This is a genomic window from Mycobacterium sp. 852014-52450_SCH5900713, from assembly GCF_001667075.1.
In the GTDB taxonomy this organism is placed as follows: domain Bacteria; phylum Actinomycetota; class Actinomycetes; order Mycobacteriales; family Mycobacteriaceae; genus Mycobacterium.
The window spans coordinates 143,156-158,960 of the sequence record NZ_LZIL01000051.1 but is presented as its reverse complement, the minus strand read 5'-3'; the positions used below and the strand labels follow the sequence as shown (position 1 = coordinate 158,960).

Here is a 15,805-nt window from a genome sequence, read left to right as displayed (position 1 = left end):
AACACCACCTGCACGTCCGGACACTGGGCGGCCGCGGAGGGGATGACCGAACCGGCGAGCGCCGACGCGCCGAGGCCGGATGCGGCAACTACTGCTGGACATACAAAACGGGCTATTTGACGTGCGATCATGCCGCAATTGTGCCCAGTCGACCCCTCGGCTAAACAGGTGAAAGCATGGAAATTACTGCGAATTCACACAACCCCGGTTTCCTCGGGCTTTGCGGGCTGAGATCGCTTGCGCGGGCGCCCCATCCGGCGCCGCGGCGGCCGGCGATCCGGCGCCCGGCTCGACCGGAGCGACAACGCCGGGGCGGGGCTCGGGCCCGGATCGCGATGTGGTCTGCTAACTGTGACGAGTCGGGCGCACGGTGAAGCCATCGCCGATGCTCGACACGCGGCCCGAGTGAATGCGGCGGCAAAGTTGAACGTGATAGTGCAGGCCCTCAATAAGGTCACGGACCACGTGGCCAATCCGGCCCGGGAGTCGGATGCCGACAAGCTGCGCCGCGCCGTCGCCGGCAAGACCGTGCTGGTCACCGGCGCCTCATACGGCATCGGCGAGGCGACTGCGCGCAGGCTGGCCGCCGCCGGGGCCACCGCGCTGGTGGTCGCCCGGTCCGAGGAACGGCTCGGCGACCTGGCGGCGTCGATCAACGCCGCCGGCGGTCGCGCGATCGCATACCCGACCGACCTCACCGACGAGGCCGCCGTCAGCGCGCTGACCAAGGAGATCACCGAGCAGCACGGCGCGATCGACATCCTGGTCAGCAATGCCGGCAAGTCGTTGCGCCGCTCGCTGCACCACCAATACGACCGGCCGCACGATTTTCAGCGCACCATCGACATCAACTATCTCGGGCCCATCCGGCTGCTGCTGGGACTCCTGCCGGCCATGCGCGAAAGCGGGCGCGGGCACATCGTGAACGTCTCCAGTGTCGGCGTGCGCGTCGTGCCGGGGCCGCAGTGGGGCGCATACCAGGCGTCGAAGGGGGCTTTCGACCGGTGGCTGCGCAGCGTGGCCCCGGAATTGCACGCCGATGGTGTGGAGGTCACCTCCGTCTACTTCGCGCTGGTCCGGACCCGGATGATCGCACCCACGCCCATCCTGGGGCGGCTCCCCGGGTTGTCGGCCGACCAGGCCGCCGACGCGATCGCCAAAGCGATCATCGAGCGGCCCCGCACCAACGAGCCGCCGTGGGTGTTGCCGGCCGAGTTGGCCTCGGTGCTGTTGGCCGGGCCGGCCGAACGCGCGGCCCGGCTGTGGTACCGGCGGTTCTTCTCGGATTCCAGCGAGGCCCGGCGATGAGCGACGAGGGTGTGGTCGGCACCGCGGCCCGGGCGCTGGTGCGGTCGCGACTGCTCGCTCCGCCGTCGCCGCTGGCGGCCCTGCGGCTGATCCGGGAGGCACGCCGGGGCGGCACCAACCCGTACACCCTGCTGGCGGTGACCGCGACTCGATGGCCCAACCGGGCCGCGATCGTCGACGACGACGGCGTCTGGGATTACCGGCAGTTGCAGTCGGCGACCGAATCGCTGGCACGCAGGTTGTCGCGCGAGGGTGTCGGGCCCGGCGACGCGGTGGGCATCATGTGCCGCAACGGCCGCGGTTTCATCACCGGCGTCTTCGGCGCCGCGCTGGTGGGCGCCGACGTGGTCCTGGTCAATACGGACTTTCGCAGCGACGCCCTGGCCTCCGCGGTGAGCGGTCACCGGATCACCGCGATGGTCGCCGACGCCGAATTCGGCGAGCGCGCCCTGGCCGCCGACGGATCGGTCGTCGTGATCGACCCGGTCACGATCGCCGCCCAGGAGAATGAGCCGCGGCCCGACGTGGCCAAGCCGGGCCGGATCATTTTGTTGACGTCGGGCACCACCGGCACGCCCAAAGGGGTGCCGCGCTCACCGCAGCTGCGGTCCGCGGTGGGCGTGTGGGTGACGATCCTGGACCGCACCGGCCTGCGCACCGGGTCGCGAATCTCGGTGGCGATGCCCATGTTTCACGGGCTGGGACTGGGCATGCTGATGCTCACCGTGGCCCTGGGCGGCACGGTACTCACCCACCGCCACTTCGACGCCGAAGCCGCGCTCGCGCAGGCGTCGCTGCATCGCGCCGACGCGTTCACGGCGGTACCGGTGGTGCTGGCGCGCATCCTCGCCCTGCCGGAGCGGGTGCGGGCCCGCAACCCCGTGCCCTACCTGCGGGTCGTGATGTCGAGTGGGGACCGGCTCGACCCCACTTTGGGGCAGCGGTTCATGGACGCCTACGGCGACATCCTCTACAACGGCTACGGCTCCACCGAGGTCGGCATCGGCGCGCTGGCCACTCCCGCGGAGCTACGCGAGGCGCCCGAGACCGTCGGGAAACCGGTCGCCGGCTGCCCGGTGCGCATCCTCGACAAGAACGGCAAGCAGGTCGGTGCGCGCGTTACCGGCCGCATCTTCGTGGGCGGCGAACTGGCCAGCGAGGGGTATACCGGCGGCGGCGACAAGCCCGGCGCGAAGGCCGTCGTCGACGGCATGACCAGCACCGGCGACATGGGCTACCTCGACAACGCGGGCCGCCTGTACATCGTCGGCCGCGAAGACGACATGATCATCTCCGGCGGTGAGAACGTCTATCCGCGGGCCGTCGAAAACGCCCTCGCTCAGCATCCGGCGATCGCCGACAACGCGGTCATCGGTGTTCCCGACGAGAAGTTCGGTCATCGATTGGCCGCGTTCGTGGTGCTGCACCCGGACATTGGCACCGATGAGGCGGAGTTGCGGGAGTACCTCAAGGGCAAAGTCTCGCGATTCGAGCAGCCCCGAGACATCAACGTGGTCACCAGCATCCCGCGCAATCCGGCGGGCAAGGTCGTGCGCAGGGAGCTGTCCGGCTAGGCGCGCGAAACACTCACTGCGGCTTGGGTTCCAGGGCGGCGACCTGCTTGGCCAGCCAGTTGGGCGCCAGCACCGAGACGACGGTGGCGCCCGCGGTGGCGCTGATGACGCCGGTCCAGGCGACCGGGCCCAGCGGCGTGCAACCGAAGAAGTGGCTGACGCCGGGGGTTTGGACGATGGCGACCAGCACGCCCGCGCTCCCCAGCGCCGTGCCCAGCACCAGCGGGCTGTGGCGGCGGGTCAGCAGGGTCTGCGCGAGCTGCGTGGTCACCAGCGCGGTGAGTCCCATTGTCGACGTGCGGCGTTCGGTGCCCGGTGTCCAGCGACCGATGGCCCAGGCCGCCGTCGCACCCGCTGCCGTGATGGCGCCGCGGGTGACGATCTGCCGCATCAGCGGTGCGTCCAGGGAGGGCGGGGGCCCCGACAGCGTGGCCAACTGGAAGGCGCGGTGCAATTCCTCGGCGTCGCGGTCGGCCCCCTCCTCGGCCTCCTCCGGCTCGGAGAACTGCGGGGTGACCGCGACCGCAAGCGCGGGGAACATGTCGGTGAGCAGGTTCACCAGCAGCAGCTGGCGGGTGCCCACCGGCGCCCGGCCGGTGCCCAGGGCGGTGCCGATGAGGGTGAACAGCACCTCGCCGACGTTGCCGCCGACCAGGATGCCCACCGCGTCCCGCACGCCACCCCACATCCCGCGCCCCTCGACCAGCGCGTCGAGCAGCACGCCCAAATCGTTGTCGGTCAGCACGATGTCGGCGGCCCCGCGCGCGGCGGACGAGCCGCGACCGCTCACGCCGATGCCCACATCGGCCATCCGGATCGCGGCGGCATCGTTGGCCCCGTCGCCGACCATCGCGACCGCCTGCCCGCTGTCCTGGAGCGCCGCGACGATCTGCACCTTCTGCTCCGGGCTGACGCGGGCAAAGACCTGGACGTCGGCGGCGACCTTGGCGCGATCCTCCTCGCCGAACGCGACGAGTTCGGCGCCCGTCATCTCACGCGCGTCCGCCGGCAGGCCCAGTTGCCGGGCGATCGCCCGCGCGGTCACCGGGTGGTCGCCGGTGATCAGCACCACCCGCCGGCCGGCTTCCACCAGCGCTTCGATCAGCGGCCGCGCCGACGCCCGCGCGGTGTCCGCCAAACCGACGTAGCCGACCAACTCGAGGTCGTGCGCGGCGGCCTCGACGGCGTCGGCGTCGGTGTCCTCCTCGCCGGTCCCGTGCTCCCACGGGCGCTGAGCCACCGCCAGCACCCGCAGGCCCTGCTCGGCAAGGCGCAACACCAACGACTCCGCGCGGTCGAGGTCGGCGTCCGCATCGGCGAAGCGGCAGCGCGGAAGAACTTCTTCCGGCGCGCCCTTGACCATGAGCATCGGGCCGCCGTTCCCGCCGGCCGTGCCGATCGCGGCGGAGTAACCGCGGCTGGATTCGAACGGTACATCCGCGAGCACGGTCCAACCTGAGGCCCACTGGCGGTCAATGGAATTCGCCGCGGTGAGGATCGCCTCGTCGGTCGCGTGCGCGTGGCCGCCCCCGTTGTGGGGCTGCGTGCTGCTGCGCGCGGCGGCCCGCACCACCGCGGCGGACGCCGGGTCGGTCACGTCGGGGAAAGGAGTGTCCGCGTCGGCCCCGTGCGGGACGCCGCGGACGACGCGCAGGCGGTTCTCGGTGAGCGTGCCGGTCTTGTCGAAGCACACCGTCTCGACCCGGCCCAGCGCTTCGACCGCCCGCGGCGTACGGACCAGAACCCCGCGCCGCGACAGCCGCTGGGCGGCGGCCAGCTGGGCCAGGGTGGCCACCAGGGGCAGGCCCTCGGGGACGGCGGCCACGGCAATGGCCACCCCGTCGGCGACCGCCTGACGCAACGTTCCTTGATGTAGCAGCGCCAACGCGGTCACCGTCGCGCCGCCGGCCAGGGTCAGCGGCAGGACCTTGCTGGTCAACTCGCGCAATCGCGCCTGCACCCCGGCCGCGGACTCGACGTCGGCGATCGCCGAAATCGCGCGCTGGGCGGCGGTGCCCGCACCCGTCGCCACCACGATCGCGCGGGCGTGCCCGGCGACGATGGTGCTGCCTTCGAACAGCATGCTGGCGCGGTCGGAGTCGGCGACGGCCACGGGCTCGACCTGCTTGTCCACCGGCAGCGACTCGCCGGTGAGGAAGGACTCGTCGACTTCTAGGTCCTCGGCGACCAGCAGGCGGGCGTCCGCCGGGACCACCTCGGGGGCGGCCAGGTCGATGATGTCGCCGGGGCGCAGCGACTTCGCGTTCACCGAGACCGTCCGTTCGACGGTGCGGGCCGCCTCCAGCCGGCGGTGCGCCGTGGCCACCGCGGGCAGCACCACGCGCCGCGCGGATTGATCCTGCTCGGCGAACAGCTCGGCGACGGCGGCCTCGGCCCGCAACCGCTGCACCCCGCCGGCGACGGCGTTGGCGGTCATCACGCCCGCCACCAGCAGCGCGTCGACGCTGCTGCCGACGATCGCCGAGGCGGCCGCCCCCACGGCCAGGATGGGCGTCAGCGGATCGGACAACTCGGCCCGCGTCGCGGTCAGCAGTCGGCCCACCCGGCTGGCCGGCCCGCGCAGCGGCGCGACCAGCGGGTTGTAGGACAGGTCGTCGAGGAGTTGTCGCCAGGGCGCGGCGCCGGGTTCGACGGCCAGGGGCCGGGTGCGGCTGGCCAGCCGGGCATAGACGATCTCCGGATCGAGGGCGTGCCAGGCGGTCAGCGGCTGCGGTGTCGGGTCGGGCAGCCGAAGCACCCGGGAGGCCGCGAAGGTGCCCTGCATCAGCGCGGCCGCCGCGGCGGCGTTGACCGGGTTGAGCCAGCGCTGCACGGCGAAGGGGCTCAGCGTGCGTGGGTCGCCGGTGACCAGCAGCAGCCCCGCCAGCGTGCTGCCGCCCTTCGCGAGGCGCACCGCGGACTCGGTCGCCGCCCGGGCCACCGGCAGCGCCGACAAGATGCGCACCGCCGCGGCGAGGTCCGTGCCCGTGATGATGTCCGCCGTCCACGGCGTCGCCGCCTGCGGGTCGTCCAGCGCCACCCCGACGTCGGCGATGGCCAGCGCGGCCAATGTGTCGGTGGACGCGAAGTCACGGTGCAGCGCGGTGATGAGCAGCACGGGCCCGCGATCCGTGCGCAGGTCGCGCACCAACTGCAGCAGCGGCGTGCCCGGCGGGTGGCTCACGGCGACGCTGGCGGCCAGGTCCTCGGTGCCGGCGACGTGGCGTAGCACCACCCGGGCGCCCGTCCGGTGCGCGATCTGCAGCAGCGGGATGGCGAACGGGTCGACCTCCCACCCGACGTCGACGCTGCCGACCCGCTCGCCGTCGACCACGAGATCGGCGTGTTCGAGGCCCTGCGCCGGCGTCGCCGACGACCCTTGGGCCCGGGCCCACCGCAGCCGGGCGCCGGTGGCGGGCAACTCGTCCGGGTCCGGTTCGGGGGCTTCCTCACCGTGCAGCAGCGCGTCGGCGACCTCGTAGACGCGGTCCTCGTCCCACCCGGGTATGTCGCCGCGGGCCTGTAGCACGGCGCGGTTGTCGCCACGCAGTGCGGCGCCGTCGACCACGACCACCTTGACCCGGTCGAGGCGCCGCAAGGCGCCTGGGTCGAGAAACAGCTGCCCGGTGTTGGCCAGTCCGCGGCCCAGGACGGCGGCGAACGACTGCCGGCCCGTGTGTGCGGCCCGGGGCACGCCGGCCAGCAGCGCGCCGGCCGCGTCCTCGGTGCCGCCGCCGGCCAGCAGCGCACCCGCCGCGGCCACCAGCGAGGCGTTGGCGGCCTGGTCGGCGTACTCCTCCACCGGCCCGGCCATTGAGCCCTTCGCGGTGTCGATCGCGGCATCGATGGCCCCGCCCACCACCACGTGGGAAGCTTCCCCCGCTGCGGCAGCGGCCCAATTGTGCCGGGGCGCTTGCGATTTGGGGCCGGCCGAGGAGATGATCGGAACCACCGGGGCCTGCGGCCGGTTAGGTGAGGCCAGCTCCGGTTCGCGGTCCCGCCAGCGCTGACGGTGCGCCGCGGCCTCGGAGACCTGCAAGCTTCGTTGTGCCAGGTCCAGCAGCGGGGTGCCGACTGCCTGCGTCAGCCCGTTGGCCAGTGCGGTCGACGCGCTGAGGGCGATGTCGGTGCCGACGCGACCCAGCCGCGACTCCAGCACGGCAACCACCCGCGGCTGATGGTTCAGCAGCGCGGCGGCGGCGCGTGCGCTTCGCGGCGCGACGGGGAGGCGGCCCAGCCAGCCCGTCACCGCGGCTCCGATGGCCGCCACGTCCATGGCCGCGGCGCTGAACGGGACCAGGATCGCCAACGGGTTTCCGGGGTCGGCGAACGGCGCGGTCCGGGATGCCTCCTTGGGGGCGACGAGGGTCAAGTCCGCCGCGACGCGGCAGATCGTCTCGCGAACCCGGTCCAGCACGGCATCGCCATCGGGTTCGTTCTCGAATTCGACCACCAGCCGCCCGAGGGCGCCCTCGACGTGCGCCGAGGCCACTCCCGGAATCCGGCGAACCGGCTCCTCGACCGCCGGCGCGTGCTCGTGCCAGCCCGGGAACGGCAGCAACGGGTCCAGGTCCAGATGCACGCGCCGCCCGCTCTGCCACCGGACCGGCGGGGTGACGCTGGGCCCGGAACCGTTGGTGGAACCGGTCAATCCGACGGCCCGGCCCGTCGTCTGGGCCATCGACTGCACGACCGGGACCGCGAGTTCGGCGACCGGGTTGGTCAACGCCTGCAGCGCGCCCGCCGCCCCGGTCGCGGTGGCCACGCCGGCGCGCACCACCTGCGCGGCCCCGTCGGTCATGCCGGCGACGACGCTGCCAACGCCCGGAATCCTCACTCGGTCACCCTTCGACTACCTCTACCGCGCCTAATGATCCTGGGGGGTTGGGGGCCTGTCCACATTTGCAACGGTGGACGTGCGACGACAGCGGTGACGCCGGTGGGGTCGTGCCTTCCTTCGCTGACCGGTGGTGTTGTCGCTTCCCCTGCCGACAGGTTACCGGCTCGCCGGAAAACCAAACCTGCTGAACAGGCCGGGGTCCAGGAAGACGGTGATGGTGGCGATGCCGGTGGCGTCCGCGGTGAGGACGTGGATGGAATGGGCCCGCATGGTCCCGTCGGGACCGCGGCGGTATTCGGCGACCGCGGGTTGCGCGTTCGCGGCCGTCGGGATCATCGCGATATCACCGGCCTTGGCGAAAGCGCGCGCGGCCAGGAACCGCAGCACCGCGTCGCGACCGGCGAACCACACGGGGAGAGGCGGCATTTCGAGTTTCACCTCCGCCTGCAGCAACGCGGTGAGGGCGGCCATGTCCGCGTTTTCGAATGCCGCGCAATAGCGGTCGAGGAGTTCACGGCGCCCGGCGTCGTCGGGTTCGGACAGGCTTTCCTCGGTGGGGGAGAGCTCGGCGAGCCGGGCCCGCGCCCGCTGCAGCGAGCTGTTGACGGCGGCCGGTGTCGTTTCCAGCAGCTCGGCAACCTCGGCGGCACTGAACTGCACGACGTCGCGCAGGATGAGCACCGCTCGCTGGCGGGCCGGGAGCTCCTGCAGGGCCGTCATCACGGCCAGCCGCAGGCTTTCCCGCGCGGTGACGTTGTCCTCCGGGGTGAACATCAGCGAGTCGGGAATGGGCTCCAGCCACTCGTGTGCACCACCGACCGCGTCGAGGCCGGCGTCCGGGTCGGTCGTTCCGTCACCCAATCCGGCCGGCAGCACGCGGCGCGCGCGGTTCTGCAGCGCCCGCAGACAGGCGGTCGTCGCGATCCGATACAGCCACGTTCGCAACGCAGCGCGTTCCTCGAACGCCTGGTAGCCGCGCCAGCCGTTGAGATAGGTCTCCTGCACCAGGTCCTCGGCGTCGTGCACCGACCCGAGCATGCGGTAACAGTGCGCGATCAGCTCGGCCCGAAACGGCGCCGCCTGCGCGATGAAGTCCTCTTTCGCCGGCATGGCCTCTCCTGTCTCGGCTGCGACCGAACGCTACTCCAGTACAGAGACGGCGGACCGGGGAAATTCATCGGTCCGCGGGCGATGAATTCCGGTGCTGCGACGTCTCTCAACTAGTGGACGCACATTCCATGAGAGCGAGGAAGAACATGAACGAGCCACTGACAACCGATGGGCTGGCCGGTACCACGGCGATCGTGACCGGGGCGAGCCGCGGATTCGGCCGCGCCATCGCCGGCGCCCTGGCGGTGGCCGGCGCCCACGTGGTCGGCGTTGCGCGCAACGCATCCGGCCTCGACGAGGTGCGCGACGAGCTGGGCGGCGGCTTCGTCCCGGTGGTCGCCGACGCCGCCGACCCGGCGACGGCGCAGCGGCTGATCGACGAGTACCGGCCGCGCACACTGGTCCTGTGCGCCGGGGCGACGCCGCGGATGAGCCCACTGCAGGACCAGAGCTGGCACAGCTTCAGCCAGAACTGGAATGTGGATGTCGCGCAGGCGTTTCACTGGATCCGCTACGCGTTGCGACGGCCGCTCGCGCCGGGCAGTTCGGTGATCGCCGTGTCCAGCGGCGCCGCCGTGGCCGGGTCACCACTGAGCGGGGGGTACGCGGGGGCGAAGGCCACGGTCAGGTTCATTGCCGGCTACGCCGCCGTCGAATCGGAGCGGTCCGGCTTGGGGATCCGGTTCGTGTCCGTCCTGCCGCGGTTGACCCCGGTCACCGACCTCGGCGCCAAAGCCGTCGCGGCGTACGCCGAACGGCAAGGGGTCGACGTCGAGTCGTTCGTGCAGGCCGGCGGGCCCGCGCTCAGCGCGGAACAGGTGGGCCAATCCGTCCTTTCGATCGCCGCCGACGGCCGTGGCGGCGGGGACGCGTATCTGCTCACGTCGACCGGCCTGTCGGCAGTGGCCTGACCCCCGAAACCCAAGGAGGACAACGCAATGAACACACCCCCCATCGTGTCGGCACGGGACTGGGCGGCCGCACGCGAACAACTGTTGGTGAAGGAGAAGGAAGTGCTGCGGGCCCACGACGCCCTGGCGGCGGCCCGCCGGCGGATGCCCTGGCTGGCCGTCGACAAGGACTACGCGTTCGAGGGGGCCGAGGGCAGGATCAGCCTGCTGGGCCTCTTCGGGGGCCGGCGTCAGCTGATCGTCTATCGCGCATTCTTCGAGCCGGGCGTGGACGGCTGGCCCGACCATGCCTGCCGCGGCTGCTCGATGATGGCCGACCACGTGGGGCACCTCGCCCATCTGAACGCTCGCGACACCACCCTGGTGTTCGCGTCGCGGGCACCGCAGGCCGAGATCGCGCGGCTGAAGGCGCGGATGGGTTGGCACATGCCGTGGTACACGCTCACCGACGATTTCGATGCCGACTTCGGCGTGGACGAATGGCACGGCACCAACGCCTTCATCCACGACGGTGACCGCGTGTTCCGGACCTATTTCATAAACAACCGCGGCGACGAGGTGATGGGCAACACCTGGAGTTACCTCGACATGACCGCGCTCGGACGCCAGGAGAACTGGGAGGACTCGCCAACGGGCTACCCGCAAAGCGCGCCGTACGAGTGGTGGGAATGGCACGACGCATACGGGGAGCGCGCGCCGTCGCGGTGGTTCGGGGATCCCGATCCGGACAATCCCAATGACCCCCGGCCCGCGCGGAGCGGCTAAATCCGGCAGACCGCAATTCGCGTTTCCGGCCCGAATAACACGAATGCGCGTAGCCGTCCAACGGCTACTCGCGCACTATTCGGCTGAGTAAATCCGGCTATAAAATTCGGTGGTTCGCCCTGTTGACGTGGTACCCGGCTGGGAACGACTTCTCGATGACCTGCAGCTGGTGGTCCACCCTGGACTCGAGCTCGAGGACCACGCAGCTGTCGCCGACGGCCTTCGATTCGAGGACTATGTACCGCTGACCGCAATCCATGATGGGATCACCTGAGTGCAATGTTTCGACGGGCACCAATTCCGGGCTTCCGTTTGATTCCACCCATCACACGCTAGGTCAATTTCGCGGGCGAGGGAATAGTTTCCCGATCAGCCTGCGCCCCCGGGCTGCTTGAAGAACACACTGACGCGTGAGATCAGCCCGTCGTCGCCCCGCTCGAACAGGATGCATTCCGGCCACCGCTTGGGGACGCCGTCGATCACGAACGACTCGGTCAGCTCGACATAGGACAAGCGGGTGCTCACGTGTGAAACCCGCTGCACGTCCAGCCGATGACCGTCCAAGTTGGTGAGGACCTTACGTAGGTAGGCGACGTAGTGCTGCTTGCCCTCGACGACGTCGCAGAACGGGCCCTCGCGGGTCAGGCCTTCGTCGCCGATCGTCGTGGCAAGGCCGTCCCAGTCGTGTGCGGCCAGGCAGTCCAGGTAGCGCTCGACTACACCCTGCTCGCTCACCTCGCCTCCACCCACAACACAGTAGGTGACCGGCCGGCCGCGCAACAGGTTTGCCAAAGCGCGGCGCCCGGCCAGTCGGCGCGGGCGAGAATGGGGCGATGAGCGCACCCAGCCCACCGGATTCGCCGCCCGCGGCCCCCAGTTGCTATCGGCACCCCGGCCGGCCGACGTACGTCCGCTGCAACCGTTGTGAGCGCTACATCTGCGGGGACTGCATGCGGGAAGCAGCCGTCGGTCAGCAGTGCGTGGAGTGCGTCCGGGCGGGCGCCCGCACCATCCGGCAGCCGCGGACCCGCTTCGGCGGGCGGCAGCGGTCGGCCACGCCGGTGCTCACGTACGCCCTGATCGCGATCAACGTGGCGGCGTTCGTGCTGCAGATGGCGTCGGGGCAGCTGGAAAGGCAGCTCGCGCTCTGGCCGCCGGCGGTCGCCGACGGCCAGTTCTACCGCCTGGTGACGTCGGCGTTCTTGCACTACGGGGCGACGCACCTGCTGTTCAACATGTGGGCGCTCTATGTGGTGGGGCCGCCGCTCGAAATGTGGCTGGGCCGATTGCGTTTCGGCGCGCTCTACGCGCTCGGTGGGTTGGGCGGCTCGGTGCTGGTCTACCTGGTGTCGCCGCTCGACACGGCCACGGAGGGTGCCTCCGGGGCGATCTTCGGTCTCTTCGGTGCCACCTTCGTGGTGGGCAAACGGCTGGCCGTCGACGTCCGCTGGGCGGTCGCGGTCATCGCGATCAACCTGGTCTTCACTTTCGTTGTCCCGCTTATCAGTTCGCAACGCATCAGCTGGCAGGCGCACGTGGGCGGATTGGTCACGGGCGGGCTGGTCGCCGCGGCCTACGTCTACCCGCCACCACAGCGGCGCAACGCGGTTCAGGCCGCGGTGACGATCGTGGTGCTGGCGGCGTTCGCCGTGCTGATCTGGTGGCGCACGGCGGAATTGCTCGCAGAGTTCTCCGCATGAGCTGGTGGGTCGCCCACGCCGAGCGCACGCTGACCGAGGACGTGCCCGCGCCGCCGGGCGAAGTTCGTGACTTCTACGTGGACCTGGACAACATCAAGCTCGTCCACCCGCTGATCGTGTCCGTGGAGACGCTGTCGCGCACCGAGACCGCGGACGGTGTCGTGCACAGCTATCGGGTTCGGGACCGGATTCCGTTGGGGCCATTCAGGGTGACCATCACCTACCGGGCCCGGCTGCGGGTGCCGGCGGTGGGCGCGGTGCTGACCGAGGCCGACCAGTCCCCGGGGGTTCACCTGCGCGGGACGGTGAGCTTCGAACCGATCGCGGCGGGCACCCGTGTCACCGAGCGAATCCGGATAGCGGCGCCCCGGCTGCTCGCCCCGATGACGACACGCGAGGCCGTCAAGGCGCACATCGAGATGCTGGCCGGCATCCGCCGGCACTTCGAGACATGATGATCAGCGCGGCTTCCACTCCGACGTCAGCGCCGACTCCGACAGATACTTCGTCGAACTCCACCCGCCGTCGACGACGATCGTCTGGCCGTTGATGAAGGCCCCACCGGGCGAGCACAGGAACGCCACCGTGCTTGCCACGTCGTCGACCGTGCCCAGGCGCTGATGCGGTGTCATCTCGGCGTTTATCCGCCGGAACCGCTCGTCGTGCAGGCGATGCTCGGTCATCGGCGTCTGAATCACCCCGGGCGCCACTGCATTACAACGTATCCCCTGCGCCCCGTACTGGCAGGCGATGTGGGTGGTCAGCGCCGTGAGGCCGCCCTTGGCCGCCGAATACGCTCCGCCGCGCAGGCCGCCGACCACGGCGAAGGTCGACGTGACGTTGATGATCGCCGACCCGGGAGGCATGTGCGGCAACACCTCCCGGATGAGGCGGAACGGGGCCCGCAACATCAATCCGAGGAAATGGTCCAGCGATTCATCGTCCGTCTCGTGCACCGGCTTGGGGCTGCCAATCCCGGCGATGTTGACCAGAAAGTCGATGTGGCCCCACCTGTTTAGGGCGGCGTCGGTGATCCGCTTGGGTGCATCGTCGTCGGTGAGATCGACGGCCACCGTCGCCACCCGGTCGGGGTCGCCGATATGGCGCGCCAGCCCGGCGAGCTTCTCGTCGCTTCTCCCGGTCGCCATGACCGCCATGCCCGCCTCGGCGAGCTTGGCCGCGCAGCCGAAGCCGATGCCGCCGCTCGCCCCCGTCACCATCGCTACCTGCATGTCACTGCTCCGCCTCTATGAGCGCCGCCTTGATCCGGTGCTTCAATATCTTCCCCGCGTCGTTCTTGGGCAGCACATCCCAAAGCACCAGCTGCTCAGGGGCTTTGAACCGCGCCAGCCCCGACTCTTCCAGGAAGCCGCGCAGGCTGGCCACATCGAGGCCGGGGCCGCCCGCGGGCACCACGACGGCGCAGGCCCGTTCCCCGGTCCGGTCGTCGGGCAGCCCGACGACGGCGATCTCCGCGATGCCGGGGTGGCCGGCGAGGATGTCCTCGACTTCCTTCGGCGAGATGTTCTCACCGTTGCGGATGATGATGTCCTTAGCGCGCCCGGTGACGACCAGGTAGTCGTCGTCGAGCCATCGCGCCAAATCTCCGGTGCGGAAGAAGCCCTCCTCGTCGAAGGCGTCCGCTTCGTCTTCGAGGTGGTGGTAGCCGGTCAGCATCTGCGGCCCTCGCGCGCGGATCTCCCCGTCGACCAGCTTGACCTCGGCCAGGCCGACGCGACCGTCGGTGTCGGCGGCGTGATCGATGTCCCGCACCGACCCGATCGTGGTGACCGGGACTTCCGTCGACCCGTACACCCGGGTGACGATCGCCGACTCGAAAAAGGCCGCGGCCCTGCGGATCAGCGCGGGCGCCACCGACGCGCCGCCACAGACGAACAGCTTCAGATCCGGGAGCCGGGTGCCGGCGCGCTCCGCGGCGGCCAGCATGTGTTCCAGGAAGGGTGTCGCTCCCGCCATGTGTGTGCACCGCTCGGCCTGCATGAGTGCGACGGCGTCGTCGCCGTCCCACCGGTCCATCAATACCGCGGTCGTGCCCAGCAGCAGCGGGCATTCGAACGCGTAGATGGAACCGCCGATGTGCGCGATCGGCGACGGCACCAGGAACGCGTCGCCCGGCTCGACGAGCCAGTGCTCACCGAGCTGACGGATCAGCGCGTGGATCGAGTTGTGGCTGTGCAGAACACCTTTCGGACGTCCCGTGGTGCCCGACGTGTAGAGGATCATGCGGACGGCATCGGGATGCAGCGTGGGCAACGGCGCGCGTGAAGGCCGCTCCTCGAGCAGCGATTCGTAGGGGACGCCATGCCCATCCGGGCCACCCCGCACGAGCACGACCTCGGGCGGTGACTCCAGTTGCGCGGTCACCCGGCCCAGCATCGCCGCATAGTCGTGATGCCCGAACTGCGCTGGGGCAAAGATCATTCGGCTGTCGGCGTCTTCCAGGACGAACCGGAGTTCGCGGTCGCGCATGGACGGCAGGATGGGGTTGGCCACCAGCCCCGCCAGCGTGCTGCCTAGGTAGATCACCGCGGCCTCGTGCCAGTTGGGCAGCATGAAGGAAACCACGCTGCCCGGCGGGATCCGCGCGTGCAGCGCGTGCGCCAGCGCCGTTGCCTGTCGGTACAGGCTCACACAGTCCAGCCGCCGGTCCCCGTCGACCAGCGCCACCCGCTGCGGCGTGCGCTCGGCGGCCTCCCGCAGCGCGTCGGCCAGCGTGCCGGGGACCCACCAACCGCGCGCGTAGGCCTCGGCGGCGCGTTCGTCGTCCCACCGAACCCGCCGCCCGCCGATCAGCTTCCGGGTGGATGCCATTGCGGCAGCTTAGCCACGAACCCGCCGCATCGTCATCGAGTGCCGGAAGCGCGATGCGGGATGGGTGTTGATGGTGACCTGGGCGACCCGCCCGTCGGAGGTCGTGTACGTCCGTTGCACCTGCAATGCCGGTGTGCCCGAATCGATCTCGAGCCCGGCCGCCAGGTCCGGGGAGATGACCACTGCGGCGATCTCCTGCTGGACCTCGACGACGCTGAGGCCGAACAGGTCTTCGATGAGCGGGAAGATGGGGCCCTCGTGACGCTGCAGGAACCGGCCGACGCCGGCGAACGCGCGGTTGATGTAGTACTCGGTGCGGCAGAGCGCGGACCCGGGAGAGTCGCTGGTGACGGTTCGCCGGAAGCCGCGCACGGTCAGCCATTGTTCGCCGGTCGTCAGCCCGGTCCGGGCGGACAGTTCGTCGTCGATGGTGACCATGGCGACCGATTCGATGGCGAATCGGGTGTCCGTCGCGAACGCCAGCAGGTCGTTGATCGACATGACGTGCTGGACGTAGGAGTCGGCCGACGGCCGCGGCACCACGAGGGTTCCGGTTCGTGGGCGCGACGACACCAGGTTGTCCTCGCGCAGGCGCCGCAGCGCCTCCCGAATGGTGTAGCGGCTCACCGCGAATCGCTCACACAGTTCGTGTTCGGTCGGTAATTGCGAGCCCACCGGATAGACGCCTTCCACGATCTCTTTCCGCAACGTGCGGGCGACCTGCAGGTACCGGTGGTCGACGACTCTGGTTTCGGTCATCTCGCC

Annotated in this window: 12 protein-coding genes and 2 pseudogenes; 6 read left to right on the top strand and 8 right to left on the bottom strand. The window is 70.4% G+C overall.

Annotated elements, in window-relative coordinates:
- Positions 1 to 131, bottom strand: a pseudogene (locus tag A5773_RS26560) (cutinase family protein); the annotation flags it as partial.
- A gap of 292 nt (positions 132 to 423) precedes the next feature.
- Here A5773_RS26560 and A5773_RS16395 point away from each other — a divergent pair.
- Positions 424 to 1,308, top strand: a complete 885-nt coding sequence (locus A5773_RS16395; protein WP_066946511.1) for an SDR family NAD(P)-dependent oxidoreductase — start codon at positions 424 to 426, stop codon at positions 1,306 to 1,308.
- A complete protein-coding gene (locus tag A5773_RS16390) occupies positions 1,305 to 2,882 on the top strand; it encodes an AMP-binding protein (protein ID WP_067791591.1) in 1,578 nt (525 codons plus the stop codon). Before A5773_RS16395 ends, A5773_RS16390 begins: the two co-directional genes overlap by 4 nt.
- A 13-nt stretch (positions 2,883 to 2,895) precedes the next feature.
- Here the strand turns inward: A5773_RS16390 and A5773_RS16385 are convergent, their stop codons facing one another.
- Entirely contained in the window at positions 2,896 to 7,719 is a 4,824-nt protein-coding gene (locus A5773_RS16385) for a cation-translocating P-type ATPase (protein ID WP_067791589.1), read from the bottom strand.
- A 159-nt stretch (positions 7,720 to 7,878) separates the two neighbouring features.
- Positions 7,879 to 8,859: pseudogene (locus A5773_RS16380) on the bottom strand (sigma-70 family RNA polymerase sigma factor); the annotation flags it as partial.
- 119 nt (positions 8,860 to 8,978) lie between these two features.
- Between A5773_RS16380 and A5773_RS16375 the strand changes: the two are divergent.
- Together A5773_RS16375 and A5773_RS16370 are read left to right on the top strand one after the other, a co-directional pair.
- Positions 8,979 to 9,743 (top strand): SDR family NAD(P)-dependent oxidoreductase, encoded by a 765-nt coding sequence (locus A5773_RS16375; protein WP_067791587.1) that lies wholly within the window; start codon positions 8,979 to 8,981, stop codon positions 9,741 to 9,743.
- Positions 9,744 to 9,770: 27 nt separating this feature from the next.
- Entirely contained in the window at positions 9,771 to 10,508 is a 738-nt protein-coding gene (locus A5773_RS16370; protein ID WP_067265632.1) for a DUF899 domain-containing protein, read from the top strand.
- Positions 10,509 to 10,605: 97 nt separating this feature from the next.
- On the opposite strand, the gene A5773_RS16365 is transcribed toward A5773_RS16370, so the two are convergent.
- Both A5773_RS16365 and A5773_RS16360 read right to left on the bottom strand, forming a co-directional pair.
- The gene (locus A5773_RS16365) at positions 10,606 to 10,830 is read right to left on the bottom strand and encodes a hypothetical protein (RefSeq protein ID WP_007167137.1); all 225 of its coding nucleotides are present in this window, start codon (positions 10,828 to 10,830) and stop codon (positions 10,606 to 10,608) included.
- Positions 10,831 to 10,877: 47 nt separating this feature from the next.
- Positions 10,878 to 11,243 carry a nuclear transport factor 2 family protein gene (locus tag A5773_RS16360; protein WP_197505497.1) on the bottom strand — a complete coding sequence of 122 codons (366 nt, stop codon included), beginning with the start codon at positions 11,241 to 11,243 and terminating at the stop codon, positions 10,878 to 10,880.
- 98 nt (positions 11,244 to 11,341) lie between these two features.
- On the opposite strand from A5773_RS16360, the gene A5773_RS16355 reads away from it, so the two are divergent.
- On the top strand, positions 11,342 to 12,208 hold the full coding sequence (locus A5773_RS16355; RefSeq protein WP_082948263.1) for a rhomboid family intramembrane serine protease: 867 nt from the start codon (positions 11,342 to 11,344) through the stop codon (positions 12,206 to 12,208).
- On the top strand, positions 12,205 to 12,663 hold the full coding sequence (locus A5773_RS16350) for an SRPBCC family protein (protein ID WP_067265625.1): 459 nt from the start codon (positions 12,205 to 12,207) through the stop codon (positions 12,661 to 12,663). Before A5773_RS16355 ends, A5773_RS16350 begins: the two co-directional genes overlap by 4 nt.
- Positions 12,664 to 12,666: 3 nt before the next feature.
- Here A5773_RS16350 and A5773_RS16345 read toward each other — a convergent pair whose 3' ends face one another.
- The 3 genes from A5773_RS16345 to A5773_RS16335 are packed head-to-tail and all read right to left on the bottom strand — an operon-like array spanning position 12,667 to position 15,799.
- Positions 12,667 to 13,440 (bottom strand): SDR family NAD(P)-dependent oxidoreductase, encoded by a 774-nt coding sequence (locus tag A5773_RS16345; RefSeq protein WP_067265623.1) that lies wholly within the window; start codon positions 13,438 to 13,440, stop codon positions 12,667 to 12,669.
- Position 13,441: 1 nt separating this feature from the next.
- Complete coding sequence (locus tag A5773_RS16340; RefSeq protein ID WP_067265619.1) at positions 13,442 to 15,040, bottom strand: AMP-binding protein; 1,599 nt, start codon at positions 15,038 to 15,040, stop codon at positions 13,442 to 13,444.
- A 9-nt stretch (positions 15,041 to 15,049) separates the two neighbouring features.
- The gene (locus A5773_RS16335; RefSeq protein ID WP_066946482.1) at positions 15,050 to 15,799 is read right to left on the bottom strand and encodes a GntR family transcriptional regulator; all 750 of its coding nucleotides are present in this window, start codon (positions 15,797 to 15,799) and stop codon (positions 15,050 to 15,052) included.
- Positions 15,800 to 15,805: the final 6 nt, after the last annotated feature.

Bases quoted from the DNA above. Each gene is read 5' to 3' on its own strand.
- A5773_RS16390 (WP_067791591.1), top strand. From the start codon at position 1,305: ATGAGCGACGAGGGTGTGGTCGGCACCGCGGCCCGGGCGCTGGTGCGG.
- A5773_RS16375 (WP_067791587.1), top strand. From the start codon at position 8,979: ATGAACGAGCCACTGACAACCGATGGGCTGGCCGGTACCACGGCGATC.
- A5773_RS16370 (WP_067265632.1), top strand. From the start codon at position 9,771: ATGAACACACCCCCCATCGTGTCGGCACGGGACTGGGCGGCCGCACGC.
- A5773_RS16355 (WP_082948263.1), top strand. From the start codon at position 11,342: ATGAGCGCACCCAGCCCACCGGATTCGCCGCCCGCGGCCCCCAGTTGC.
- A5773_RS16350 (WP_067265625.1), top strand. From the start codon at position 12,205: ATGAGCTGGTGGGTCGCCCACGCCGAGCGCACGCTGACCGAGGACGTG.
- A5773_RS16345 (WP_067265623.1), bottom strand. From the start codon at position 13,440: ATGCAGGTAGCGATGGTGACGGGGGCGAGCGGCGGCATCGGCTTCGGC.
- A5773_RS16340 (WP_067265619.1), bottom strand. From the start codon at position 15,040: ATGGCATCCACCCGGAAGCTGATCGGCGGGCGGCGGGTTCGGTGGGAC.
- A5773_RS16335 (WP_066946482.1), bottom strand. From the start codon at position 15,799: ATGACCGAAACCAGAGTCGTCGACCACCGGTACCTGCAGGTCGCCCGC.